The organism is Xanthomonas sp. WHRI 6108 (genome assembly GCF_040202385.2).
Taxonomy (GTDB): domain Bacteria; phylum Pseudomonadota; class Gammaproteobacteria; order Xanthomonadales; family Xanthomonadaceae; genus Xanthomonas; species Xanthomonas arboricola.
The window spans coordinates 3,941,482-3,963,848 of the sequence record NZ_CP168198.1; the positions used below are offsets into that span (position 1 = coordinate 3,941,482).

Annotated in this window: 18 protein-coding genes; 8 read left to right on the forward strand and 10 right to left on the reverse strand. The window is 66.5% G+C overall.

Going from position 1 to position 22,367, the window contains the following annotated elements:
* Positions 1-636: 636 nt before the first annotated feature.
* The 3 genes from purL to xerD all read right to left on the reverse strand — a co-directional run bounded on the left by purL (position 637) and on the right by xerD (position 6,991).
* A complete protein-coding gene (gene purL, locus ABQ039_RS16450; protein ID WP_349778341.1) occupies positions 637-4,689 on the reverse strand; it encodes a phosphoribosylformylglycinamidine synthase in 4,053 nt (1,350 codons plus the stop codon).
* Between the two features lie 390 nt (positions 4,690-5,079).
* Positions 5,080-5,883, reverse strand: a complete 804-nt coding sequence (locus ABQ039_RS16455) for a DsbC family protein (RefSeq protein ID WP_016902881.1) — start codon at positions 5,881-5,883, stop codon at positions 5,080-5,082.
* Positions 5,884-6,019: 136 nt separating this feature from the next.
* Positions 6,020-6,991: a site-specific tyrosine recombinase XerD gene (gene xerD / locus ABQ039_RS16460; protein WP_016902882.1), complete on the reverse strand. Its 972-nt coding sequence runs from the start codon at positions 6,989-6,991 to the stop codon at positions 6,020-6,022.
* Positions 6,992-7,178: 187 nt separating this feature from the next.
* Between xerD and ABQ039_RS16465 the strand changes: the two genes are divergently transcribed.
* Complete coding sequence (locus tag ABQ039_RS16465; RefSeq protein ID WP_054592486.1) at positions 7,179-7,640, forward strand: RDD family protein; 462 nt, start codon at positions 7,179-7,181, stop codon at positions 7,638-7,640.
* A gap of 130 nt (positions 7,641-7,770) precedes the next feature.
* On the opposite strand, the gene ABQ039_RS16470 is transcribed toward ABQ039_RS16465, so the two are convergent.
* From ABQ039_RS16470 to lptF, 3 genes are read right to left on the reverse strand one after another with little or no spacing between them, the layout of a single operon-like run.
* Positions 7,771-8,070 (reverse strand): hypothetical protein, encoded by a 300-nt coding sequence (locus tag ABQ039_RS16470; protein ID WP_167709717.1) that lies wholly within the window; start codon positions 8,068-8,070, stop codon positions 7,771-7,773.
* A 5-nt stretch (positions 8,071-8,075) separates the two neighbouring features.
* On the reverse strand, positions 8,076-9,182 hold the full coding sequence (gene lptG / locus ABQ039_RS16475) for an LPS export ABC transporter permease LptG (RefSeq protein WP_024939127.1): 1,107 nt from the start codon (positions 9,180-9,182) through the stop codon (positions 8,076-8,078).
* Entirely contained in the window at positions 9,179-10,261 is a 1,083-nt protein-coding gene (gene lptF, locus ABQ039_RS16480) for an LPS export ABC transporter permease LptF (protein WP_349778342.1), read from the reverse strand. The genes lptG and lptF overlap by 4 nt, the downstream gene beginning before the upstream one ends.
* A 107-nt stretch (positions 10,262-10,368) precedes the next feature.
* Between lptF and ABQ039_RS16485 the strand changes: the two genes are divergently transcribed.
* From ABQ039_RS16485 to ABQ039_RS16500, 4 genes are all read left to right on the forward strand, one after another.
* Positions 10,369-11,841, forward strand: a complete 1,473-nt coding sequence (locus ABQ039_RS16485; protein ID WP_102251257.1) for a leucyl aminopeptidase — start codon at positions 10,369-10,371, stop codon at positions 11,839-11,841.
* On the forward strand, positions 11,841-12,212 hold the full coding sequence (locus tag ABQ039_RS16490; RefSeq protein ID WP_024939130.1) for a hypothetical protein: 372 nt from the start codon (positions 11,841-11,843) through the stop codon (positions 12,210-12,212). The genes ABQ039_RS16485 and ABQ039_RS16490 overlap by 1 nt, the downstream gene beginning before the upstream one ends.
* The gene (locus ABQ039_RS16495; protein WP_016902887.1) at positions 12,212-12,637 is read left to right on the forward strand and encodes a DNA polymerase III subunit chi; all 426 of its coding nucleotides are present in this window, start codon (positions 12,212-12,214) and stop codon (positions 12,635-12,637) included. Before ABQ039_RS16490 ends, ABQ039_RS16495 begins: the two co-directional genes overlap by 1 nt.
* Positions 12,638-12,852: 215 nt before the next feature.
* The gene (locus ABQ039_RS16500) at positions 12,853-15,687 is read left to right on the forward strand and encodes a valine--tRNA ligase (RefSeq protein WP_349778343.1); all 2,835 of its coding nucleotides are present in this window, start codon (positions 12,853-12,855) and stop codon (positions 15,685-15,687) included.
* Positions 15,688-15,772: 85 nt separating this feature from the next.
* On the opposite strand, the gene ABQ039_RS16505 is transcribed toward ABQ039_RS16500, so the two are convergent.
* From ABQ039_RS16505 to pssA, 4 genes are all read right to left on the reverse strand, one after another.
* Positions 15,773-16,906 (reverse strand): pectate lyase, encoded by a 1,134-nt coding sequence (locus tag ABQ039_RS16505; RefSeq protein WP_024939132.1) that lies wholly within the window; start codon positions 16,904-16,906, stop codon positions 15,773-15,775.
* Positions 16,907-17,707: 801 nt separating this feature from the next.
* Positions 17,708-18,190 carry a ribosomal protein S18-alanine N-acetyltransferase gene (gene rimI, locus ABQ039_RS16510; RefSeq protein ID WP_024939133.1) on the reverse strand — a complete coding sequence of 161 codons (483 nt, stop codon included), beginning with the start codon at positions 18,188-18,190 and terminating at the stop codon, positions 17,708-17,710.
* Positions 18,187-18,657 (reverse strand): alanine acetyltransferase, encoded by a 471-nt coding sequence (locus ABQ039_RS16515; protein WP_046344356.1) that lies wholly within the window; start codon positions 18,655-18,657, stop codon positions 18,187-18,189. The genes rimI and ABQ039_RS16515 overlap by 4 nt, the downstream gene beginning before the upstream one ends.
* Positions 18,654-19,427 (reverse strand): CDP-diacylglycerol--serine O-phosphatidyltransferase, encoded by a 774-nt coding sequence (gene pssA, locus ABQ039_RS16520; protein WP_016902892.1) that lies wholly within the window; start codon positions 19,425-19,427, stop codon positions 18,654-18,656. The genes ABQ039_RS16515 and pssA overlap by 4 nt, the downstream gene beginning before the upstream one ends.
* Positions 19,428-19,547: 120 nt before the next feature.
* Here pssA and ABQ039_RS16525 point away from each other — a divergent pair, with 120 nt between their 5' ends.
* From ABQ039_RS16525 to ABQ039_RS16535, 3 genes are all read left to right on the forward strand, one after another.
* A complete protein-coding gene (locus ABQ039_RS16525; protein WP_024939135.1) occupies positions 19,548-19,949 on the forward strand; it encodes a DUF4124 domain-containing protein in 402 nt (133 codons plus the stop codon).
* A gap of 114 nt (positions 19,950-20,063) precedes the next feature.
* A complete protein-coding gene (locus tag ABQ039_RS16530) occupies positions 20,064-21,758 on the forward strand; it encodes a proline--tRNA ligase (protein ID WP_349778344.1) in 1,695 nt (564 codons plus the stop codon).
* Between the two features lie 144 nt (positions 21,759-21,902).
* A complete protein-coding gene (locus tag ABQ039_RS16535) occupies positions 21,903-22,355 on the forward strand; it encodes an H-NS family nucleoid-associated regulatory protein (protein ID WP_102251252.1) in 453 nt (150 codons plus the stop codon).
* Positions 22,356-22,367 lie beyond the last annotated feature (12 nt).

Consider the following 22,367-nt stretch of genomic DNA (forward strand, 5'->3'; position numbering starts at 1 on the left):
GCAACTACCCGCGCAAAAGCATCCACGATCAATCCATAAAGTGCTGCAGAAACGCCATGAATCGAAGATTCATAACGTGGTCTGAATCTATTGAAAAACCAAAAGTTCAATTGAGATTGACGTCACACAAGCAGCATCACCAGATACTTCGACTAAATACCTAGTAGTTTTTATAGTTACTTAAAGTAAACCATGTTTCGACCTTCACTAAATGCAGTTCATCGCAACAGTGCCAATGCGACCGCAGGCGTTCGCCCCCATCGGCAACGCATGCAACGTGATGGCGACAAGCCTTGTGCTGGCCGCAGGCAAGGCTGGAAAACCGCGTTTTTCTCGAGTGTCCTGCCGCTGCGCGCGCTGTATGCAAGGACGTAGCTACCATTGGCAGACGTCGCAGGCGAGCCTGGCTCCTTGGGAGCCTGCAGTCGACCCAAACGCGGCCATGCATTTTCTTGCTCATAAAGCACCACGCATCGCCACGCCGCTCGCGGCAACGATCAAAGGACTCGATACCACTGCAGGCCGTCGCACAGATCCGACACCGGAAACGACAACGGCCGTGTGCATCGCTGCACACGGCCGTCCAATGACACGGTTGGTACGGCGCTTCAGCTCACGCCGCACACCTCCCTACCGTCAACCGCACCAGACCCGCGCGTTGCGGAACATGCGCAGCCACGGCGAATCCTCGCCCCAGTCGGCCGGGTGCCAGCTCAGGTTTGCCGTGCGCGGAGTGCGCTCCGGATGCGGCATCAGGATGGTGGCGCGGCCGTCGCTGCTGGTCAGGCCGGTGATGCCGTCCGGCGAGCCGTTCGGATTGAGCGGGTACTGCGATGCCACCGCGCCATCGCCATCGATGAAGCGCAGGGCCACACGGGCAGCCGCCTGATCCACCACGGTGTCGAACTCGGCGCGGCCTTCGCCATGCGCCACCGCCACCGGGATCCGCGAACCGGCCATGCCGCGCAGGAAGATCGACGGCGACTCCACCACTTCCAGCAAGGCGGTGCGCGCTTCGAACTGCTCGCTGCGATTGCGCAAAAAGCGCGGCCAATGCTCGGCACCGGGAATGATGTCCTTGAGCTGGCTGAGCATCTGGCAGCCGTTGCACACACCCAGCGCGAAGGTATCGCTGCGCGCAAAGAACGCGGCGAACGCGTCGCGCAAGGCCGAGCGCTCCATGATCGAGGTAGCCCAGCCACGCCCGGCACCCAGCACGTCGCCGTAGCTGAAGCCGCCGCAGGCGGCAAACCCGGAGAACTGCGCCAGATCCACGCGGCCTTCGATCAGGTCGCTCATGTGCACGTCGAACGCACGGAAACCGGCGCGTTCGAAGTTGTAAGCCATCTCGATCTGCCCGTTGACGCCCTGCTCGCGCAGGATCGCCACCTTGGGCCGCGCACCGGTCGCCACAAACGGCGCGGCCACGTCTTCGGAGGGGTCGAACACCAGCTTCGGACGCAATCCCGGCGCCTGGAAGTCGCGTGCCTGCGCGCGCTCCTCGTCGGCGGTTTCCGGGTTGTCGCGCAATTTCTGCATGGCGTGCGTCACCGACCACCAGGCGTCGAACAAGGCTTCCCAGCGCCACTCGGCCAGCACCCGGCCCTGCCCGCTCACGCGGATACGCGGCGCGCCGGTGGGGCGTGCGATGCGCTGCGCGCACTCGGTCAGCGCATGCCGCTCGACCAAATCGGCAAACGCGGCGCGATCCTCGCTGGCGATCTGCACCACCGCGCCCAGTTCTTCGTTGAACAGGCTGCGGAATGCATCGTCGCCCCAGGCATCGAGGGTGATATCCAGGCCCTGCCGCGAGGCAAACGCCATCTCGCACAGCGCCGCAAACGCACCGCCATCGCTGCGGTCGTGGTACGCCAGCAACAGGCCGCTCTCGCGCGCCGCGCGGATCAGTTCAAAGAAGCTGCGCAGCCGCTGCGCATCGTCCAGATCCGGCACCTCGCCGCCGAACGCCGGCAATGCCGCAGCGTCGGCATACACCTGCGCCAGCACCGAACCGCCCAGGCGCTGCTTGCCGCCGCCCAACCCGATCAACCACAGCTCGCTCTCTTCGTCGCTGCGCAACAACGGCGTCAACTGCGTGCGCACATCGCCGACCGGCGCGAATGCACTGATGATCAGCGAGACCGGTGAAACGCTCTTGTGGGCGATGGGATTGGAGATTGGGGATTGGGAATTCGCAACGGCGGAAGGCTGCGGCGTTTCGCCAATCCCGACTGCCGAATCACCAATCCCAGCGTCAACCCACTGCGCCTGCATCGACAGCGAGTCCTTGCCCACCGGCACGCTCAGTTCGAGTGCCGGGCACAGCTCCATGCCGATCGCGCGCACCGCGTCGTACAGCAGGGCGTCCTCGCCGGCGTGACCGGCGGCGGCCATCCAGTTGGCCGACAGCTTGATGCTGTCCAGCGTCTGCACCGGCGCGGCGCACAGATTGGTGATCGCCTCGCCCACCGCCATGCGCGCCGACGCGGCGGCGTTCAACAACGCCAGCGGGGTGCGCTCGCCGATCGACATCGCCTCGCCGGCGAAGGTGTCGAAACCGGCCAGGGTGATCGCGCAATCGGCCAGCGGCAGCTGCCACGGCCCGATCATCTGCTCGCGCGCGGTCAGGCCGCCCACGCTGCGGTCGCCGATGGTCACCAGAAAGCTCTTGGATGCCACCGTGGGATGCGCCAGCACGCGCAGGCCGGCCTGCTGCAGGTCCAGCGCGGCGGTCTGCAGCACCGGCCACTGCGGCGCCGGCGGATGCACCGCATCGCGATGCATCTTCGGTGCCTTGCCGAAGAGCACATCCATCGGCAGGTCGATCGGGAGCGGGGATTGGGGATTGGGGATTGGGGATTGGTTGGAAGCAACGGCGGACCCGGCAACTGATGAATCGCTTTTGCGAATCTCCAATCCCGGCTCCCCAATCCCGTCCCCAAACACGCCATAGCCAACCACCAGCCGCTCCTCGGCCGTGGCCACGCCGACGGCGGCAAACGGGCAGCGTTCGCGCGCGCAGATGGCGGCGAATTCGTCCAGGCGTGCCTGCGGTACGCCCAGTACGTAGCGCTCCTGCGATTCGTTGCACCACAATTCCAGCGGCGACAGCGAGGGGTCGTCGGTGAGCACGCGGCCCAGGTCGATGATGCCGCCCACGCCGGAGTCGTGCAGCAACTCGGGGATGGCGTTGGACAGGCCGCCCGCGCCCACATCGTGGAACCAGCGGATCGGGTTGTCGCTGCCCAGCGCCACGCAGCGGTCGATGACCTCCTGGCAGCGGCGCTCCATCTCCGGGTTTTCGCGCTGCACGCTGGCGAAATCCAGCGCCTCGGCACTGTCGCCGGCCGCCACCGAGCTGGCCGCACCGCCGCCCAGGCCGATCAGCATCGCCGGGCCGCCCAGCACGATCACCGCATCGCCGGGCTGCAGGCGCAGCTTCTCGACCTGATTGCGATCGATCGCGCCCAGGCCGCCGGCCAGCATGATCGGCTTGTCGTAGGCGCGGGTCAGGCCCTCACCTTCGGCAAGCTCGAAACTGCGGAAATAGCCGAGCAGGTTCGGCCGGCCGAATTCGTTGTTGAACGCGGCGCCGCCGAGCGGGCCGTCGAGCATGATGTCCAGCGCCGGAGCCATGCGCGGGTTCAGCGCGCGCGGCGCCTCCCACGGGTGCGGCAGGGTCGGGATGCGCAGGTGCGACACCGTGAACCCGGTCAGCCCGGCCTTGGGCTTGCCGCCGCGGCCGGTGGCGCCTTCGTCGCGGATCTCGCCACCGGCACCAGTGGCGGCGCCGGGAAACGGCGCGATCGCGGTCGGGTGGTTATGCGTCTCGACCTTGATCGCAAACGCCGACGGCAGCACCGCCTCGGCACGGTACTCGCCACTGGCCGGATCCGGCCGATAGCGCGCGGCCGGCACGCCTTCCACCACCGCCGCGTTGTCGCTGTAGGCCGACAAGGTGTGCTGCGGGGTCTGCTGGTGGGTGTGCTTGATCATGCGGAACAGCGAGCGTTCCTGCGGCTTGCCGTCGATGGTCCAGCTGGCATTGAAGATCTTGTGCCGGCAGTGCTCGGAATTGGCCTGGGCGAACATCATCAGCTCGACATCGGCCGGGTCGCGGCCCAGCTCGGCGAAGCGTTCGCGCAGGTAGTCGATCTCGTCCTGCGCCAGCGCCAGACCGAGGTCGCGGTTGGCCTGTTCCAGCGCCGCCAGCGGCACGCGCTGCAACTGTCCGCGATCGGGCACGTTGAACAGCGCCTCGGCGGCCGCGGCCGAGCCGAGCAGCGACTGCGTCATCGGGTCGTGCAGCAGCTTGGCCACAGCGGCCTGCATCGCTTCGTCGGCCGGCCAGCCGGCCAGATCGATGCGGGTGCCGCGCTCCACGCGCTGGATCGGCTGCCCAGCCCCACGCACCAGCTCGGTGGCCTTGCTCGACCACGGCGACAAGGTGCCCAGACGCGGCACCACATAGCGCGAGGAGGCATCCTCGGCCCGCGGCGTGGGGGCGGCTTCGGCCTGCAGGATCCGCTGCAAGGTGGCCTGGTCGGGCGCTTGCCCGGCCTCGGCGCGGATGAAGTACACGTGCCAGGCGCCGGTGATGCGCAGCGCGGGAACGAGGGTTTGCAGGCGGGTTTCGAGCCGAGCGCGGCGGAACGGCGAAAGGGCGGAAGCGCCCTCGAGGACCATCATGTCCGGGGAACCGTGTCAGAAACGGGGCTGCAGATTGTAACGGAGCTGATGCGTCGGCGCCGGACCCGGCGTGGGTGGGCCGCCGATCCGTGTGGTGATCATTCGCATAGCCCGGGCCGGATTCGGCGCGTTCCGGCCGATGCGGCAACGGCAAAAGCGGATGGCGATGCCAGCAAGGACTGTCGCGCCCACCTGCCTTGGGGCCGGTCTCAGCGCGGTGGCAACGTCCGCAGCGCTAGCCACCACCGGTCCACCGCCGCTCTCACCGCATCAACCGTGCAGCCAGCCCGACCCTGAAACGCAGGAGGCCGGAATGCATGCATTCCGGCCTCCTGATCGATCACACCGACCGCCGCAGCGGCCGGCATCCCGGCGCCGCTGCCGGATACCTCAGCGGCTGCCGCCGGCAGTGCTGACCGCGCGCTTTTCCAGCGCCTCACGCAGCTGCGCCGGCGGCAGGTAGCCACCGAGCTGGGTGCCGTCCGGCGCAAAGATCGCCGGGGTGCCGTTGACGCCCAGACGCTGGCCCAGCGTGTATTCCATCGACACCGGGTTCTTGCAGTCCTTGGCATTCACCGGCTGCCCGGACTTGGCCGCGGTCAGGGCCTGCTTGCGGTCGGCGGCGCACCACACCGCGATCATTTCCTTGTGGTCCTGGCTGCCCAGGCCCATGCGCGGAAACGCCAGATATTCCACCGCGATCCCCTGCTTGTTGAGTTCGCCGATCTCGCTGTGCAGCTTGCGGCAGTAGCCGCATTCCACGTCGGTGAACACTGTCACGGTGTACTTGGGGTTTGCCGGTGCGAACACGATGCGGTCGGCCTTGGGCACGGTCTCCAGCTGCTTGCGGCGGTAGGCCAGCAGGCCCGGGCTGGCAGCGAACTGCTTGTTCTGGATGTCGAACGGCTGCGCCTGGATCAGGTAACGGCCGTCGTCGCTGACGTACAGCACCTGCCCGCCGACCACCACTTCGCGGAAACCGGGAAACGGCGCGGCGCCGATGTAGTCCGGCTTGAAATCCGGATCCAGCGCCTTGAGCGCGACGCTCACACGCTGGTCCACATTGCCCGCAGCGGCGGGGGCAGCGGCGGCGGCTGGCTTGGCGCCGGCATTGCTTGCCGCAGGCTGCGAGGATTGCGCGCAGGCGGTAAGGCTGATTGCGCCCAGTAGCGCGGCGATGGCAAGACGATACATTCACGCATCCAGTGGAATGGGGTGCCTGGATTCTCGCACAGCGCAGATGAAGCCAGGCAGCGAGCAGGACGCTTTGGTTTACCGGCCGAGCCGCTGAATGGGCCACGGCGGGCCGCCGCTGCGCCTGCAGCCGCAGTCAGCCGCGCGGATGATGGGCGGCGTGCAGCTTCTGCAGGTGCTGACGCGCCACCAGGGTGTAGATCTGCGTGGTGGACAGCGAGCTGTGACCGAGCAGCATCTGCAGCGCGCGCAGGTCCGCACCGTGATTGAGCAGATGGGTGGCAAAGCTGTGCCGCAGCCCGTGCGGGCTGACCGTGGCGGGGTCGATCCCGGCCACCGCCGCATAGCGTTTGACCAGCGCCCAGAACTGCTGGCGGCTGGGCGGCTGCCGCGCTGCATCGATGAACAACGGCACCTGCCCGTCCACTGCCGCCACCGCCTTATGGCTGGCCAGCAGCGGGCGTGCCTGGCTCAGATACCGCTCCAGCCAGTGCTGGGATTCCTCGCCCAGCGGGACCAGCCGCTCCTTGCTGCCCTTGCCGGTGACCCGCAGCACGCCCTGGCGCAGATTGACCCCCACCGCCGGCAGGTTGACCAGTTCGCTGACGCGCAGGCCGGCCGCATACATCAGCTCGAGCATTGCGCGGTCGCGCAGGCCCAGCGGCGTGTCGATCTCGGGCGCGGCCAACAGCGCCTCGATCTGCGTTTCGGTCAGCGCCTTGGGCAAGCTACGGGGCAACTTTGGTGGGTCGATCAGCGCCGTCGGGTCGTCGCTGCGTACCCCATCGCGCAGGCACAGCGCGTAGAACGCCCGCAGCGTCGACAATAGCCGCGCTGTGCTGCGTGGGGAGTAATTGGCCTGAGAGCGCCAGCGCAGATAGTCGAACAACGCCGCCCGATCGACACCCAGCAGGCCGCCGCCGGCACCGTCGCGCCAGCGCGCCAGTCCTTCCAGGTCGCGCCGGTAACTGTCCAGGGTCTGCCGTGCCACGCCCTGCTCGGCCCATAACCGATCCAGGAAGCGTTCGATGGCGGCGGCATCGGCGGCCTGCACCGGTGGCAGGTGTTGCGCCAGTTGGCGACGTTCGGCGGGACTGCTGGCTGACATCGCAACAGCATAGAGCGTGACATGCGATTTGCGGCGCGCCGTGTTGGCCAGGCGCGAGATTGGCGGTGCGGCTTGCCTCGAAAAGCCACCCACCACATCGCTCCCGCCTCGACGCACAGGCCCGGCCCGGCGCGGGATTGCCGCAGCGCGACGTTGCCCGATCGGCTGCGCCGGCTATGCTCGCGGCATGACCTCGCCCCCTTCACCGCGCAGCGCGCGACCGCCCGCCCTGGTGGTCTGGCGCCTGCTGGCCCTGTGCTACGACGCCTGGCCGGTCCTGGCACTATGGATGCTGATCTCCGCCGCGTTCACGCTGGGCTTCACGCTTGCCGGGCACCCGGCCCGCGAAAACATCGCCCCCTTCAGCGGCTGGCAATGGCTGTTGTGGCTGTGCTGCTGGATCGCCGCCGGGGTGTACGCCACCGTCAGCTGGCGACGGGGTGGCCAGACCCTGGGCATGCGCCCGTGGCGGCTGTCGCTGGTCGGGCCGCAAGCCACCTGGCGCGCGCTCTGGGTCCGCTATGCCGTCGGCACGCTGTCGCTGGCCTTGGCTGGCGCAGGATTCTGGTGGGCCTGGCTGGACCGCGACCGCCTGGCCTGGCACGACCGCGCCAGTGGTACCCGGCTGCAGCGCACGCCCAAGCGCTGAAACGACCAGACCGCCCTCTTGCCGATCTCGACGGCAGGCGACAACGGAGTGCGACCGTCATGCGAACCACCCACCAGGCAACTGCTCGCGTGCAGGCAGTTAACTGCGGCGAACCGAGACGGGTGTGGACTCAATGCCCGCGTGCTGAGGGGCGCTCGATCAGCCACTGCACGGCATAGCCAACCAGATACAGCGCCACCAGAAATGGCGGAACCAATAGCAGATAGCTGTGCACCCAGGGCATATCGGTCAACCAGGCGTCAGCACCCATGGCATCAAGCACAGTCAGCTGTGGTGTCAGCGGCAACTGCAGCAATACAAAATGGCCCTTGGGGTCGCCACCAGCGTCGCTGGCCGCCCACACGCATAGAGCAGTTCCAGCGACGTATAGCAGGCAAAGCACGGTTCCGAATACGCTGAACCGACGCATCGGCGTCAGCTACTGCGCCGTCGGAACAGCCATGCCGACACGCCCAGCATCACCATCGGCGGCAGCGCGTAGGCGATGCGGTAATCCAGCTTGAGTGCGCCGGCCATGCGGCCGAAGAACAGCTGCAGCAGCCAGAACCCCAGCGCGAACAGGATGCCCAGGAACAGCCGCTTGCCCAGGCCGCCGCTACGCAGCGAACCGAACGAGAACGGAATCGCCGCCAGGCACAGCGCCAGGACGTTGAGCGGATAGAACCAACGGCTCCAGTACTGGTCTTCGTAGTCGCGCGCGTCCAGGCCGTTGCGGCGGCGATACTCGATGCTCTGTTCCAGATCGCGCGCGGACAGGTTGCGCGGCTTGGCCAGACCAGCCGCCAGCGCCGCCGGGCTGAGCTGGGATTGCCACGGCAGCTCGGGGAAGGTTTCGCGCTGCACCGAGCGTTCCTGGAAGGTGTCGCGGCGCACCTGGCGCAGCGTCCAGGTCCCGTTGCGGTTCTCGGCCAGTGCCGCATAGGTCAGCTGCTGCATGCGGCCGCTGGCATCGAGGTGGTACAGCCGCACATCGTGCAGGTCCAGCGCGGTGCCGCCGCCATCGAGCAGCTTTTCTTCGCCGCTGAGCGCATTGAGGAAGGTGTCGCCCTCGCGCGCCCACAGGCCGGAATAGCGCGAGCCGGCCATGTTGCTGTTGTAGCGGGCGCTGGTCTTGAGGGTATCGGCCTGGTTCTGTGCCCACGGCCCCACCGTCTCGCCACTGATCACCATGGTGGCGGTCAGCAGCGCCATGGCCGCCACCACCGAGGCCGACATACGCTTGCGCGACACGCCGAGCGCGCGCAGCGCGGTGAGCTCGGACGTTGCCGCCAGCTGGCCCAGGCCCATCAAGGCGCCGATCACCGCCGCGGTGGGAAACAAGGTGTAGGCCCGGCGCGGCACGGTATAGGCCACGTAGGCCACCGCATGGCCAAAGCTGTAGCTGCCCTGGCCGATGCTTTTGGCCTCGCTGGCAAAGGCGTTGACCAGGTCCAGGCCCAGCAGCACCGCCCACGTCAGCAGCACGGTGAACAACACCGCACGCCCGATGTACCAGTCATGCACCCGCGGCATCAGCCTCATGCGCGCACCCTCGGCCGACGCACGCGGCCATCGCGCGCATACGCCCAGATCGCCACCGCCAGCAGCGGCAGGGTCAGCCACCACAGACCGAGCGCGGCCGGCGTCTTGCCATTGGCGATCCACTGGGTGCCGACGATCATCAGATTGGTGCCCAACATGTACGCCAGGAAGGCCAGCATGATCCGGCCATACCGCTGCTGCCGCGGCGCGCTGCGCGACAGCGGCAGGGTCAGCAGCGCGAAGGCCAGCGCCAGTAGTGGCGGCGCCAGGCGCTCATGCAGCTGCGCGCGCGCGGCCGGGCGCTGGTCCGACAGCAGCTGCGTGGTCCACATCACTTCCGGATCGTTGGCATCGTGCACCTGGGTCCGGTCGGGCAAGGCCACATCGTTGCTGGCGAACTTCATCAGGCGGTAGTCCAGGGTGTTGCCGGCGGCCGGGCCTTCGATGCGATAACCGTCCTCCAGGCGCAGATATCGGTCGGCCTTGCCTTCGAAGAACATCGCGCCGCGGTCGGCGGTGACCACATCGATGCGGTCGTCCTTCTGGCGCTGCATGAAGACCTTGCCCAGGCCCTTGCCGTCGGCCGAGATCGTGGTCAGGTACACCACGCCGCCACCGGACAACGGGGTGAACTTGCCCGACTCCAGGCCGGCCATCACGATGCTGCGGTTGGCGTCTTCCAGCATGGTCTCGGCGGTGCGGCTGGCCCAGGGGCCCAGCCACAGCGAGCACAGCCCGATCACCACCACCACCGGCACCACCAGCATCAGCATCGGCCGCAGCAGGCGCCGCGGGCCCACACCGATGGCGGTGATGACGGCCATTTCTGAATCGCGGTACAGCCGCGCCAGTGCCAATAACAGCCCCAGCATCAGCGCCAGCGGCAGGATGATCGGCAGATACGCAACGAACTGCAGGCCCACCTGAGACAGCAGCAAGCGAGCAGGGATGCGGCCGTCGGCGATATTGCCGAGGATATCCACCAGCACACCGCCGACGCTGACGACCAGCAGCACGATCAAGGTGGCCAGGAAGCTCTGGGTGAAATCGCTAAGCAGGTATCGATCGAGCTTCGGCATGGGGTGGGCTTGTTTTAAACTCTCGGATTCGTTCGCGGCGGCGCCAGCCTAGTCCGGTTGGCGTAAACAGCCCGCGATTGTACGGATTTGCCTACGGAATCTGATCAATGGCCCTGCAATTCACCCTGAACCAAGACGCGCCGGCAAGCGCCGCCGTCGACTGCATCGTGGTTGGCGTGTTCGCCGACAAGACCCTGTCGCCCGCCGCCCAGGCACTCGATAGCGCCAGCCAGGGCCGTCTGACGGCCCTGGTGGCGCGCGGCGATGTGGCTGCCAAGACCGGCAGCACCAGCCTGCTGCACGACCTGCCCGGCGTCGCCGCCCCGCGCGTGCTGGTGGTCGGCCTGGGCGAAGCCGGCAAGTTCGGCGTGGCGCCGTACCTCAAGGCGGTGGGCGACGCGACCCGCGCGCTGAAGACCGGCCCGGTCGGCACCGCCCTGCTCACCCTGACCGAATTGCCGGTCAAGGCGCGCGACAGCGCCTGGAACATCCGCCAGGCCATCATCGTCAGCGACCACGCCGCTTACCGTTACACCGCCACGCTGGGCAAGAAGAAGGTCGACGAGACCGGCCTGACCACGCTGGCGATCGCCGGCGACGACGCCCGCGCACTGGCCGTGGGCGTGGCCACCGCCGAGGGCGTGGAGTTCGCCCGCGAGCTGGGCAACCTGCCGCCGAACTACTGCACCCCGGCCTATCTGGCCGAGACCGCCGCCGCGTTCGCCGGCAAGTTCCCCGGCGCCGAGGCCGAGATCCTGGACGAGACGCAGATGGAGTCGCTCGGCATGGGCTCGCTGCTGTCGGTGGCGCGTGGCTCGGCCAACCGCCCGCGGCTGATCGTGCTGAAGTGGAACGGCGGCGGCGACGCGCGTCCCTATGTGCTGGTCGGCAAGGGCATCACCTTCGACACCGGCGGCGTCAACCTCAAGACGCAGGGCGGCATCGAGGAAATGAAGTACGACATGTGCGGCGGCGCCAACGTCATCGGCACCTTCGTGGCCACCGTCAAGGCCGAGCTGCCGATCAACCTGGTGGTGGTGGTGCCGGCGGTGGAGAACGCCATCGACGGCAATGCCTACCGCCCCTCCGACGTGATCACCAGCATGTCCGGCAAGACCATCGAGGTCGGCAACACCGACGCCGAAGGCCGCCTGATCCTGTGCGATGCGCTGACCTACGCCGAGCGCTTCAACCCCGAAGCATTGGTGGACGTGGCCACGCTGACCGGCGCCTGCATGGTGGCGCTGGGCCACCAGACCGCCGGCCTGATGAGCAAGCACGACGACCTGGCCAACGAACTGCTGGCCGCCGGCGAGCACGTGTTCGACCGCGCCTGGCGCCTGCCGCTGTGGGACGAGTACCAGGGCCTGCTGGATTCCACCTTCGCCGACGTCTACAACATCGGCGGCCGCTGGGGCGGCGCGATCACCGCCGGCTGCTTCCTGTCGCGCTTTACCGAGAACCAGCGCTGGGCGCATCTGGACATCGCCGGCGTCGCCAGCGACGAAGGCAAGCGCGGCATGGCCACCGGCCGCCCGGTGGGGCTGCTGACCCAGTGGTTGCTGGACCGCGCGGCCTGATGTCGCCACGCGCTGCACTGGCGCTGATTGCCGGCTTCTCCGTTGTGAACGGAGCAGCCAGCGCGGTGCCGGGCTGGACCAACCCCGGCATCGATCTGCTGTGGATCGTCATGCAGATTGTGCTGTTGTTTGTCTGGCTGGCGGCCGACAGCCGCCGGCTCGGCTACCGCCGGCCGGCCTGGATGAATATCGGCATCGTGGCGTTCGCCGTGCTGTTCCTGCCGGTGTATCTGTACCGTTCGCGCCCGCCGGGGCGCCGCCTGCGTGCATTCGGCGGCCTGCTGTTGGCCGTGCTCGGCTTTGCTGCCCTGTTCGTGGCCGCCGGCATGGCCACCGAATTCTTGCTCTCCTCCCGCTTTGTGACCGCCTGATGCCCCGTGCCGACTTCTACCTGATCGCCAAACCGCGCTTCCTCAACGAACCGCTGCGGCTGGTTTGCGAGCTGGCGCGCAAGGCCAACGACGCCAACCTGTCCACGCTGATCCTGGCGCGCGACGCCGCGCAGGCCGAGGCACTGGACGACCTGCTGTGGGCGTTCGACGACGAAGCCTACATCCCGCACCAGATTGCCGGCACCGACGAGGAAGACGAACTGGCGCCGGTGCTGATCGCCGCGCCGGAGTTCGATGCCCCCTCGCGCCCGCTGGTGATCAACCTGCGCGACGACCCCTACCTGGGCGCCTGCGACCGCGTACTGGAAGTCGTCCCGGCCGACCCCGCCGCCCGCGAACCGCTGCGCGAGCGCTGGAAGCAGTACAAGGCCCTGGGCCTGGAACTGACCAAATACGACATGTGAGAGGGCGGGGATTGGGGAGTCGGGATTGGGGATTGGTAAAAGCAACTCTTTTGCGCATCCCAGGGCTGCATCCAATGACGAATCCCCAATAGCCGATCTTCGCTCCACCGCACCACCGCACCACCGCTGATGTTGATGAGTGGATTGCCAGTGCTTCTCGCCGGCCCCATGACGCAACCAATCCCGAATCCCGAACAACGAATCGCCGCCTCTCTATGACCACCCTCGCCTCCAGCTACGAACCCTCTTCCTTCGAATCGCGCCTGTACGCGCAGTGGGAGGCGGCCGGTTATTTCGTGCCGTCCGGCAAGGGTGAGCCGTATACCGTGCTGCTGCCGCCGCCGAATGTGACCGGGACGCTGCACATGGGCCATGCGTTCCAGCAGACACTGATGGACGCGTTGGTGCGTTATCACCGCATGCGCGGCTTCGATACGCTGTGGCAGGTGGGCACCGACCACGCCGGCATCGCCACCGAGATGGTGGTGTCGCGCAACCTGGCCCTGGAAGGCAACGGCGAAACACGCGACTCGCTGGGGCGCGAGGGCTTCATCGCCAAGGTGTGGGAATGGAAGGCCGAGTCCGGCGACACCATCGAGCGCCAGATGCGACGGCTGGGCACCTCCAGCGACTGGTCGCGCAGCACCTTCACCATGGACCTGCAGCCGTCGGCCGCGGTCAACGAAGCCTTCGTGCGCTGGTACGAGCAGGGCCTGATCTATCGCGGCCAGCGCCTGGTCAACTGGGACCCGGTGCTGAAGACCGCGATCTCCGACCTGGAAGTGGAAAACGTCGAAGAAGACGGCTTCCTATGGTCGATCCGCTACCCGCTGGCCGATGGCGTGACCTACGAGCACGTCGAGCACGATGCCGACGGCGTCGAGACGCTGCGCGAAACCCGCGATTACCTGGTGGTCGCCACCACGCGCCCGGAAACAATGCTGGGCGATACCGCAGTGATGGTGCATCCGGAAGATCCGCGCTACGCCACGCTGCACAGCGCCCGCATCGTGCTGCCGCTGACCGGCCGGCAGGTGCCAGTGATCACCGACGATTATGTCGACCGCGCCTTCGGCACCGGCGTGGTCAAGGTCACGCCTGCGCATGACTTCAACGATTACCAGGTGGGCGTGCGACATGACCTGCCGCTGATCAATCTGTTCACCGTCACCGCCACCATCAACGAGAATGCGCCGGAGCGTTATCGCGGCCTGGATCGTTATGACGCACGCAAGCTGGTGCTGTCGGAACTGGAAGACCTGGGCGTATTGGTCGAAACCAAGCCACACAAGCTGCAGGTGCCGCGCGGCGACCGCACCGGCCAGGTGATCGAGCCCTATCTGACCGACCAGTGGTTCGTAAAGATGGACGCGCTGGCCAGGCGCGGCCTGGAGCTGGTCGAAAGCGGCCAGGTCAAGTTCGTGCCGCCGAACTGGATCAACACCTATCGCCACTGGATGGAGAACATCCAGGACTGGTGCATCAGCCGTCAGCTGTGGTGGGGCCATCGCATCCCGGCGTGGTTCGACGAGGCAGGCAAGTGCTATGTCGGCCACGACGAAGCCGAGGTGCGCGCGAAACACGGGCTGGGTGCCGACGTCGCGCTGCACCAGGACAGTGACGTGCTGGAAACCTGGTTCTCCTCGCAACTGTGGCCGTTCTCCACGCTGGGCTGGCCGGATGCGAACGCGATGGCCGAGCGCGGCTTCGAGCGCTACCTGCCGTCGTCGGTGCTGGTCACCGGCTTCGACATCATCTTCTTCTGGGTGGCGCGCATGATCATGGCCACCGACAGCTTCACCGGCCAGGTGCCGTTCCGCGATGTCTACATCACCGGCCTGATCCGCGATGCGCAGGGCCAGAAGATGTCCAAGTCCAAGGGCAACGTGCTCGATCCGCTGGACATCATCGACGGCATCAGCATCGAAGACCTGGTGGCCAAGCGCACCAACGGGCTGATGCAGCCGCGCATGGCCGAGAAGATCGAAAAGGCCACGCGCAAGGAATTCCCGGACGGCATCATCGCCCACGGTGCAGACGCGCTGCGCTTCACCATCGCCGCACTCGCCACGCATGGCCGCGACATCAAGTTCGATCTCGGCCGCGCCGAAGGCTACAAGAATTTCTGCAACAAGCTGTGGAATGCCACGCGCTTTGTGTTGATGAATACCGAGGGCGCGCGCTTTGCCGGCGTGCCGCAGCCGCGCACCGAAGCCGAGCAATGGATTCTGGCGCGCCTGGACAAGGTCACTGCCGAAACCCACGCGCACTACGCCAACTACCGCTTCGATCTGCTCGCGCAATCGCTGTACGAGTTCGCCTGGAATGCGTTCTGCGACTGGTTCGTCGAACTGGCCAAGCCCGCGCTCAATGGCCAGGACAGCGAAGCTGCCGCCAGCACGCGGCACACCCTGCTCTACGTGCTCGAAGCGTTATTGCGCCTGCTGCACCCGCTTACCCCATTCGTCACCGAAGAACTGTGGCAGCAGGTCGCACCGCGCCTGGGCATCACCGCCGCCACGATCTCGTTGCAGGCATTCCCGCAGGCAGGCGATATCGATACCGCCAGCTACGCCGGTGCAGAGGCCGATGTCGAATGGCTGAAGTCGATGGTGTCGGCCCTGCGTCGTGTGCGCAGCGAGTTGAACGTACCGCCGTCCAAACAGGTTCGCCTACTGCTGCAGGCCGGCACTGCCGACGATCGCACCCGTATTGGCCGCTTTGCCTCGCAGCTGTCGTTCCTGCTCAAGCTCGAAGCGATCAACTGGCTCGATGCCGGCCAGGACACTCCGCCGTCGGCCACGGCCATCGTCGGCGAACTGACCCTGCTGGTGCCGCTGGAAGGCCTGGTCGACATGGATGCCGAACGCACGCGCCTGGACAAGGAAATCAAGCGCGTGGAAGCCGAGATCGGCAAGTGCAATGGCAAGCTGGGCAACGCCACCTTCGTGCAGAACGCACCGGCCGTGGTGGTCGAACAGGAGCGTGCGCGCCTGAACGACTGGACCACGCAGCTGACCGGCCTGCGCGAGCAACGCGCCAAGATCTAACGCCGCCAAAACGCACAACGCCCGCAGTGTTGCGGGCGTTGCGGAAACAGATGCAACGCTGCATGCGTTGCATGTGGCAGACGCCTTACAGCTTGCCTGCGCCGGCTTTTGCCTTGACGTCCGCAGCGACCTTGTCGGCCGACAGCAGGCTATAGGTGTACGGCGGGGTCCAACCGATGTTGCTATTCCACGAGCAGGTCAGTGCCTTGCCGTTGAGCAGCGAGCCCTGGTCGCGGTACACGCTGCCGCCGTAATCGGCCGCAATCTTGTCGCAGCTGCTCACCCCACTGATGTCGAACACGTTGCGCTCGGAGAAGATCTTGGACTCCTTGCCCACGCCGTGCGCGTGCGAGAACGGGTAGACCTTATTGCTGGTGCTGCCGACGTGGTAGTTGTTGTACAGGTGCACCTGGCCGAAGCGCACCCGCGGCGCGCGTGCGGAAATGTTCTCGAACAAAGTGTTGTGGATGGTCACCTTGAGCTTGCCGCTGTCGGTGCTGGAGGCGCTGTCGCTGGAGCCGATCAGGTCGTTCTTCTCGTGCGACTTGAACGCCGAGTAGGAAATGGTGACGAAGTTGGCGCCCTTCTTGACGTCCATCGCACCGTCGTGATGCTGCTTGGGGCGTCCGTTGGCGGTGCCGTTCTGATCGTCGGTGCGGCGACCATCGGTGAAGGTGACATGGTCCACCCACACATTGGTCGCACCCTCGACCGTGAGGCCGTCGTACTCGGAATTCCAGTTGCCGGCACTGCCGTCATCCGGGTCCCAGACCGGCTCCGGATCCCATGGATTTTCGATGGTGATGTTGCGGATGATGACGTCGTTGGCCTTGACGTAGAAATAGCCTTCGCGAATTTCCGCGTTGCTGGTGATGCCGATCAGCGTGGTCTTGGTCGGGATGTCCAGCCGCGCGCGGCTCTTCATATCCGAGGTCGTGGTGTACGGCTTGCCCTCGCTGACATCGATGATGCCGCTGATCTTGATGATGCGCCCGTTGCTGCCCACGCTGGCTTTCAGCGCGCTCTTCAGCTCGGCGGCAGTCTTGACCGTGTAGATGTTGGCAGCGGCCGCCTTGGAGCCGCCCTTGGTCCCCCCGTTCTGGGTTGCCCAACCAGTGGTTGCAACTTCCAGTGCAGGATCGGCGCAGGCAACGCCAACGACCAGCAACGACCCGACAAACAGCGACGCGGCGGCCGCCGTTGAAAATTTCGGCTTCATCTTGATGTCTCCCTCGAATGGGTTCGATGCGCCGCGCGGCGGCACACCCCTCGTCTAGCAGGCGCGGAACATACTTTTCATCTCTGTAATGTTCAGTTCCGCGACGCCGATACTAGGAGCATCGCAATGGCTTGTATCTAGCCGATGCATCGATGTGCACGCGCAGTCACGCAAACGGTTGCGGGACACGCAAGAGAAGACAAAACGCTGTAATCAAGACACGTGGAGACAGTCGCGAGGACACTGCAGTGCAGCATGATCTGCAGCGCAGTACAGACGGGCGCGGGTCCAGCACGGTGTGCCACCACGCTCACAGACCTGCATGTTTTTTTTGACGCGCACAGTGACTGCAATGCGATCTATCGTCCTTGAGTGGCATCTCGCATGCGAGGACGCAACTGGTCACGTCACCGAAAAGAAAAAATACAAGATGGCGAAAGAATCACCATGATGTGTGCGAGCACGTCATGCCAGATGGCGGCGCGCGAGCGGCCGACGCACGCGGTGCGTCAGGAACGATGTGCGCCTTGCTGCGATCGATTGCAGTGACGCGCAAGGGCGTTGCTCACGGCATCGGCGATTGCCTGTTTACCCGATCGTCTGCTGTAACGACGAAGCCGCAGCTGCCGTGAGACAGCGCAGTACCGGCGCAATTGTTCGCCCGCGACGCAAGCGCCGGGCGGAATATCTGCGGGTCGTCAGGCCCCTGACCAAGGCAAACGCGCGGCGCCTGTCAGGTGAGTGGCTGACAGTGCCAGCCGAGCGTGCGCGAACGCTCCCATCAGCAACCGCCGATGCCGCTCAGGAAAACCCCTCGAAGGACAACTCGATCGCCATCACCAACGCATCTTCGCGGCCGGTGTTGGAGGGGTAGTAGCGTGGGCGCCGCCCGATTTCATTGAAGCCTTCGGAGTGATACAGCGCAATCGCCGACGGGTTGGACGGGCGCACTTCCAGAAACGCCCGCCGCGCGCCGCGATCGCAAGCGCCCTTGATCAGCGCGCGCAACAGCACCCGGCCATGCCCCTGGGATTGCGCCTCCGGTGCGATGCAGACATTGAGCACGTGCGCTTCGTCGGCGGCGATGCTGATCACCCCGTAGCCAATGACCTGCCCGCCCTGCTCCATCACCCAGCCCGGATAGCCCGCCTGCAGGCAGTCGCGAAAGATGCTGCGCGTCCACGGAAACGGATAGGCGCGGTGTTCGATCTCCATCACTACATCCAGATCGCTCTCGCGCATGGCGCGTAGCGAGGTGGGCAGCGGCACGTTCAACGCGCTCATGCCGGATCCCGACGCCGCCGCAGCGCACGCAGTTGCGGCCACAGCGCGCGCTTGGCCGCCGGGTTGCCGCGCAACTCGGCCAGCGGCCAGGATGCCATCAAGGCCTGGGTATTCGGATCGCCTGGATTGCAGCCGGAGGCGCGCAGCAATGCCATCTGCAGGCGATCGGGCATGCCGACCCGGCTGCGCCGCTGCGGCGCTGCCGATGGCGCAGTCGTGACCGCAGACGGCGCGTCGGCCGGCGCAGCGGGTGCGCTGCGCCGGACCACAGGCGGTGCCGCGGGTGGCGGCATCGACGGCGCGCGCTCCACGCGTGACGGTGCAGCCGCCGCCGGCGCATGCTCGCTCGTCTCGTCAGGCGCCGCCGCGTCCACGGCGTCGCGGTCCAGATACACGGTGTGCCCCAACGCCTGCAGATACGACACCTGCAGATCGGACCACATCGGCTCGGAGGCCAATTGACTCATGGCAGCTCGGGCGTGCGCCGCCAGCGCCGCCACAGCCACATCACCGGGCCGGACAGCGCATACAGCACGCCGATCACCAGCAGCGAACGGGCCAGATCGATCACCAGCAACGCAATCACCACCGTGGCGATCGCCAGCGCCAGGAACGGCACCCGGTCGGCGCGCGGACCACGCGCGCCGCCCTTGAAACTCCAGAACCGGATCCGGCTGACCATCAGCAAGGCCGCCACCACGGTGACCGCCAGCGCCAGGTAACGCAGCTGCTCGCCGTCGAAGCCCAGGCTATCGTCGGCAAAGGCCCAGACGAAGGACATCATCAGGCCGGCGGCCGCCGGGCTGGCCAGGCCGATGAACCAGCGCTTGTCGACCACGCCGACCTGCGTATTGAAACGCGCCAGCCGCAGCGCCGCGCAGGCCGCATACAGAAAGGCGGCCGACCAGCCGACCCGACCCATCACGTTGCTGTCGTACTTCAATGCCGACAGCGACCAGTGGTACATCACCAACGCCGGGGCCATGCCGAAGCTGACCAGGTCGGCCAGCGAGTCGTACTGCACGCCGAATTCGCTGCTGGTATTGGTCAGGCGCGCGACCCGGCCGTCCAGCCCGTCCATCACCGCGGCCACGAACACCGCCATGGCGGCCTGGACGAATTGCCCATTGGCGGCGGCGATGATGGCGTAGAAACCGGAAAACAGCCCGGCGGTGGTGAACAGGTTCGGCAGCAGGTAAATCGTGCGCGAGCGCGGGGGCGGTCTCATCTCATCCATCCGGCAAGTGTAGGGCCTGAGGTCCGTCCGGCGGTAGCGCGCCTGTGCGCCTGCAGCGTCACTTGCCAGCGCGGGCCGCGGATGCTGCAATCGCCGCGGGAATCATCCAGGGGAAGCCACATGCACCTGTCGTCCGGGCTTTGCGCCCTGCTGATGCTGGCCAGCGCCGCCGCCGGCGCGACCGATCTGTATAAATGGAAGGACGCCAAGGGCGTCACCCACTACACCGAAACCCCGCCACCGGCCGGCCAGCGCTACGAAGCGCGCCGGATCGATGCGCGCAGCGGCACCGCCGCCATCGCCGCGCCGGAAACCACCACGCCCGAATCGGCCGACTGCCTGACCGCACGCCGCAACCTGGAACTGCTCAGCGGCAAGGGCGAGGTCACCATGGGCGCCGGCGCCGACGGCAAGCCGGGCACCCCGCTGGACCCGGACGCACGCGCGGCGCAGCGCAATCTCGCCGAGGCGGCGGCCAAGGCCTATTGCAAGCCGGCAGCGAGCGGCAATCCGGCCACCTGAGCCGGCCCGGGACCGGCCACATACCGGTCCCGGCATCCGGCCGATCGGCCGGTGCCCCTGACCGGCAGGGCGCGAGACTGGCAAACTATGGGCTTTCCGCCCAAGCGAAGCCCGATGCGTCTTTCCCAGTTCCACCTGCACACCACCAAGGAAACCCCGGCCGACGCCGAGCTGGTCAGCCACCGTCTGATGCTGCGCGCGGGCATGATCCGCAAGCTGGCCTCCGGGCTGTACACCTGGTCGCCACTGGGTCTGCGCGTGCTGCGCAAGGTCGAGGCCATCGTGCGCGAGGAGATGAATCGCGCCGGGGCGGTGGAAGTGCTGTTCCCCACCATCCAGCCGCGCGAGCTGTGGGACGCCACCGGCCGCTGGGAGAAGTTCGGCGGGCAGTTGCTCAAGATCAAGGATCGCAAGGAGCAGGAGTTCTGCTACAGCCCGACCGCCGAAGAGGCCGCGGCCGAATTCGCGCGCCAGGAGATCAACAGCTACAAGCAGCTGCCGCTGAACTTCTACCAGATCCAGACCAAGTTCCGCGATGAGATCCGCCCGCGCTTCGGGGTGATGCGCGCGCGCGAATTCCTGATGAAGGATGCCTATTCCTTCCATCTCACCGATGCCGACATGGCGCGCGAATACGACAACATGCGCGCGGCCTATACCCGCATCTTCACCCGGCTGGGGCTGGAATTCCGCGCCGTGCAGGCCGACTCCGGCGCCATCGGCGGCGACGCCTCGCAGGAATTCCACGTCATCGCCGCCTCCGGCGAGGACTCGCTGGCGTTCTCCACCGGCTCCGATTACGCCGCCAACGTGGAAACCGCCAGCGCCGCCCTGCCCGCCCCGCGCGCTGCGGCTGGCGAGGCGATGCGCCAGGTCGCAACGCCCACCCAGAAGACCTGCGAAGACGTCGCCCAGTTGCTGGGCATCGCGCTGCAGCGCACCGTCAAGTCGGTGGCGGTGATGACCGAAGCCGGCTTCGTGCTGGTGCTGGTGCGCGGCGATCATGCCGTCAACGAGATCAAGCTTGGCAAGGTCGCCGGCCTGGCTGGTTACCGCCTGGCCAACGAAACCGAAATCCGCGACCACCTCGGCTGCGAGCCGGGCTTCCTGGGTCCGGTCAATACCGCCCGCCCGGTGCGCGTGGTGGCAGATCGCGATGTCGCGGCGCTGGCCGATTTCGTGGTCGGCGCCAATGTGCCCGGCGTGCACCTGGTGGGCGTCAACTGGGGCCGCGACCTGCCGGAACCGGAAACCGTTGCCGATGTGCGCAACGTCATCGACGGCGAACGCGCGGCCGACGGCGGCGAGCTGCGGCTGGCCCGCGGCATCGAGGTGGGGCATGTGTTCCAGCTCGGCAGCCAGTATGCGCAGGCATTGCAGGCCACCGTGATCGACGAGAACGGCAAACCCGCAGTGATGAAGATGGGCTGCTACGGCATCGGCATATCGCGCATCGTGGCCGCGGCGATCGAGCAGAATCACGACGATGCCGGCATCGTCTGGCCCGCGCCGATGGCACCGTGGCAGGTGGTGGTCTGCATCATCAACCCCAAGCAGGATGCGCAGGTGGTTGCCGCCGCTCAGACATTGCTGGACGAATTGCTTGCCGCAGGCATTGAAGCGGCGCTGGACGATCGCGGCCTGCGCCCGGGTGCGATGTTTGCCGATATGGAACTGCTGGGCATTCCGCATCGGGTGGTGGTCTCCGAACGCGGATTGGTCGCCGGTACCTTTGAATATCGTGCCCGTACTGCGGAAGCAGCAGAAAACCTGGATAAGGCCGGATTATTCTCCCGCCTGGGTCGTTGATCAAATCACCCGAAACTACTTCGATTAGATGAACACAATGCGCCGGAGTATTTCGGCGCATTTGTCACCCGGGTTTTCTGACATTATGATGGCCAGCGCTGCCACGGACCGGCATTCTTTTCTCTCTCATCTTCCGGAGTAGTGATGTCGATCGATCTTAGCGGCCTGTCGGCCAAGCAATTGGGTGCCCTGATCAAAAACGCGAAAAAGCAGCAGACCGTGGTTGCCAAGCGCGCCCCGATTGCCAAGGTCCGCACGCAGCTGACCCGCGCGGCAAAAGCCCAGGGTTATTCCATCGAAGAATTGTTTGGCGCCAGCGCCGGTGCGGGCCGTTCGGCTGCCGCTGCCAAGCCGGGTCCGCGCGCCGGCCGTAAGCTGGGCAAGGTTGCGCCGAAATATCGCAACCCCGCCAATCCCCAGGAAGCCTGGACCGGCCGCGGCAAGCAGCCGCGCTGGCTGGCCGAACTGACCGCCGCCGGCAAGAAGGTCGAAGACTTTCTGATCAGCAAGGTCAGCGCCAAGAAGACCCCGGCCAAGAAGGCCGCGCCGCGCAAAGCCGCCACCAAGCGCGCGACCAAGAAGCCCAAGGCGGCTTGATTGTTACCAATA

What these genes read in the sequence shown, in the direction of transcription:
- ABQ039_RS16455 (WP_016902881.1), bottom strand. Translation starts at nt 5,883, where the DNA reads ATGTATCGTCTTGCCATCGCCGCGCTACTGGGCGCAATCAGCCTTACC.
- ABQ039_RS16535 (WP_102251252.1), top strand. Translation starts at nt 21,903, where the DNA reads ATGTCGATCGATCTTAGCGGCCTGTCGGCCAAGCAATTGGGTGCCCTG.
- ABQ039_RS16515 (WP_046344356.1), bottom strand. Translation starts at nt 18,657, where the DNA reads ATGAGTCAATTGGCCTCCGAGCCGATGTGGTCCGATCTGCAGGTGTCG.
- purL (WP_349778341.1), bottom strand. Translation starts at nt 4,689, where the DNA reads ATGATGGTCCTCGAGGGCGCTTCCGCCCTTTCGCCGTTCCGCCGCGCT.
- lptG (WP_024939127.1), bottom strand. Translation starts at nt 9,182, where the DNA reads ATGAGGCTGATGCCGCGGGTGCATGACTGGTACATCGGGCGTGCGGTG.
- ABQ039_RS16505 (WP_024939132.1), bottom strand. Translation starts at nt 16,906, where the DNA reads ATGAAGCCGAAATTTTCAACGGCGGCCGCCGCGTCGCTGTTTGTCGGG.
- ABQ039_RS16470 (WP_167709717.1), bottom strand. Translation starts at nt 8,070, where the DNA reads ATGCGTCGGTTCAGCGTATTCGGAACCGTGCTTTGCCTGCTATACGTC.
- rimI (WP_024939133.1), bottom strand. Translation starts at nt 18,190, where the DNA reads ATGAGCGCGTTGAACGTGCCGCTGCCCACCTCGCTACGCGCCATGCGC.
- ABQ039_RS16465 (WP_054592486.1), top strand. Translation starts at nt 7,179, where the DNA reads ATGACCTCGCCCCCTTCACCGCGCAGCGCGCGACCGCCCGCCCTGGTG.
- ABQ039_RS16490 (WP_024939130.1), top strand. Translation starts at nt 11,841, where the DNA reads ATGTCGCCACGCGCTGCACTGGCGCTGATTGCCGGCTTCTCCGTTGTG.
- ABQ039_RS16495 (WP_016902887.1), top strand. Translation starts at nt 12,212, where the DNA reads ATGCCCCGTGCCGACTTCTACCTGATCGCCAAACCGCGCTTCCTCAAC.
- ABQ039_RS16500 (WP_349778343.1), top strand. Translation starts at nt 12,853, where the DNA reads ATGACCACCCTCGCCTCCAGCTACGAACCCTCTTCCTTCGAATCGCGC.
- ABQ039_RS16530 (WP_349778344.1), top strand. Translation starts at nt 20,064, where the DNA reads ATGCGTCTTTCCCAGTTCCACCTGCACACCACCAAGGAAACCCCGGCC.
- pssA (WP_016902892.1), bottom strand. Translation starts at nt 19,427, where the DNA reads ATGGATGAGATGAGACCGCCCCCGCGCTCGCGCACGATTTACCTGCTG.
- xerD (WP_016902882.1), bottom strand. Translation starts at nt 6,991, where the DNA reads ATGTCAGCCAGCAGTCCCGCCGAACGTCGCCAACTGGCGCAACACCTG.
- ABQ039_RS16485 (WP_102251257.1), top strand. Translation starts at nt 10,369, where the DNA reads ATGGCCCTGCAATTCACCCTGAACCAAGACGCGCCGGCAAGCGCCGCC.
- lptF (WP_349778342.1), bottom strand. Translation starts at nt 10,261, where the DNA reads ATGCCGAAGCTCGATCGATACCTGCTTAGCGATTTCACCCAGAGCTTC.
- ABQ039_RS16525 (WP_024939135.1), top strand. Translation starts at nt 19,548, where the DNA reads ATGCACCTGTCGTCCGGGCTTTGCGCCCTGCTGATGCTGGCCAGCGCC.